The sequence below is a fragment of the Streptomyces graminilatus genome, assembly GCF_001418565.1.
In the GTDB taxonomy this organism is placed as follows: domain Bacteria; phylum Actinomycetota; class Actinomycetes; order Streptomycetales; family Streptomycetaceae; genus Streptomyces; species Streptomyces graminilatus.
This window is the reverse complement of sequence record NZ_LIQQ01000135.1, coordinates 1-1,637: the sequence shown is the minus strand read 5'-3', so window position 1 is coordinate 1,637 and position 1,637 is coordinate 1. Positions and strand designations below refer to the sequence as shown.

General features: G+C 75.7%; 1 protein-coding gene. It reads right to left on the bottom strand.

The genetic code is table 11. From position 1 onward, the window contains the following. Positions 1-1,637, bottom strand: a 1,637-nt coding sequence (locus AOK08_RS13055) for an nSTAND1 domain-containing NTPase (protein ID WP_479683322.1), incomplete at both ends; no start/stop codon positions are given.

The window sequence follows — 1,637 nt, the reverse complement described above, 5'->3', positions numbered from 1 at the left end:
GTGCCTGCGGCGGGGCCGGTGCCGGAGCTTGTGCCAGGACTGGTGCCAGCGCCGGAGCCAGAGCCCGCCCCGGAGCCAGAGCCCGGCGCCGCGCCGGACCCGGAGCCCTTACCGGGGCCGGAGCCCGATTCGGCACCGGAGCCAATGCCTGAGCCCGAGCCCGAGCCCGAGCCGGAACCCGGCCCCGCACCCGCGCCTGTGCCCGCGCCGGAACCGGAGCCCGAGCCCGGACCAGTGCCGGAGCCCGGACCAGTCCCGGAGCCGGAACCCGGACCAGTCCCGGAGCCGGAACCCGTACCGGAACCCGGGCCGGAGCCAGAACCCGTGCCCGTGCCCGTGCCCGCCCCCGCGCCCGCGTCTGCGCTCACGCTCACCAGGGTTCGGCCCGCGTTCGCCAGGAAGCGGATCGGGGTGCCGGGGGTGGGGTCGGTGAAGGCGTCCGAATCGGGCTGGATGAGGGAGCCGAGCAGGGCTCGGTGGGTTTCGGGGAGGTGGGCCGTGCGCCAGGCGGCGACGCCGAGCAGGAGGGCCGCGCGTGGGTCGGTGGTGCGCAGCGAGTCGGCCGCGTCGGCTATGCGGCGGGCCGCTTCCTCGGTGCTGTCGTGCTGCGCCTCCTCGTACTGCTGCCAGCCGGCCAGGCCTGCCACCACCGCCACCGCGAGCAGCACGGATATCGCACCGGTCAGTACGCGTGAGCGGCGCCGGGCGCGGACGGTGGTGCGCGCCTCGGCCTCACGGTCGTCCAGCGCGGCCAGCAGGAACGCCCGCTCCGCCGTCGTCAGCGCCGGATCCAGCGCCGGATCGGGGAACAGTTCCTCGGCGCGCGCGAGGCGGGTGCCCCGGTAGAGGGTGCCGGGGCAGCGGTTGTCCTCCAGCCAGACCCGGGTGGCCTCGGCCAGGGCCCGGTGGTGGCGCAGCCGTTCCCGGTCCTCCTCGATCCAGCCGTGCAGCCGGGGCCAGCAGGTCAGCAGCGCCTCATGGGCGAACTGCACGCCGTCCTCGTCCATGGTCAGCAGCCGGGCCCGGGCCAGCCGCTCCATCACCGCCGGGACGTCGGGGTTCGCCCACTCGTCGAGTTCGGTGCGGGTTAGCGGGCGGCGGGTGTCGGAGGTGCCCTGGCCGGGCTCGACCATCCGCAGCAGCAGCATCCGCGCCGCCCGCGCCTGTTCCGGGGAGAGGCTCGCGTACACCGTCTCCGCGCTCGTGGCGATCGCGCCGCGCACCCCGCCCGCCGCCTCGTACCCGGCGAGGGTCAGCATCCGGCTGCGGCGGCGGCGCCAGGTCTCCAGCAGGGCGTGCGAGAGCATCGGCAGTCCGCCGGGCTCGTCCACCAGTTCGTCCACCAGGCGGGCCGTCAACTCCCGTTCCACCAGCAGCCCGGCCGCCTGGGCCGGTCCGGTCACCGCCTCGCGCAGCTCGTCCGCCGTCATCGGGCCGAGCACCAGCCCGGCACCGGACAGGGCGTCGGCGAGGCCGCGGTGCTCGGCGCACCGAACGTAGAAGTCGGCCCGTACGGCGATGAGCACCCGCAGCCGGGCGTCCGGGGCCCGGGCGGCCACCAGCATGTCCAGGAAGCGAACACGTTCCTCGGGATCCCGGCAGAGCGTGAACACCTCCTCGAACTGGTCCACGACGAC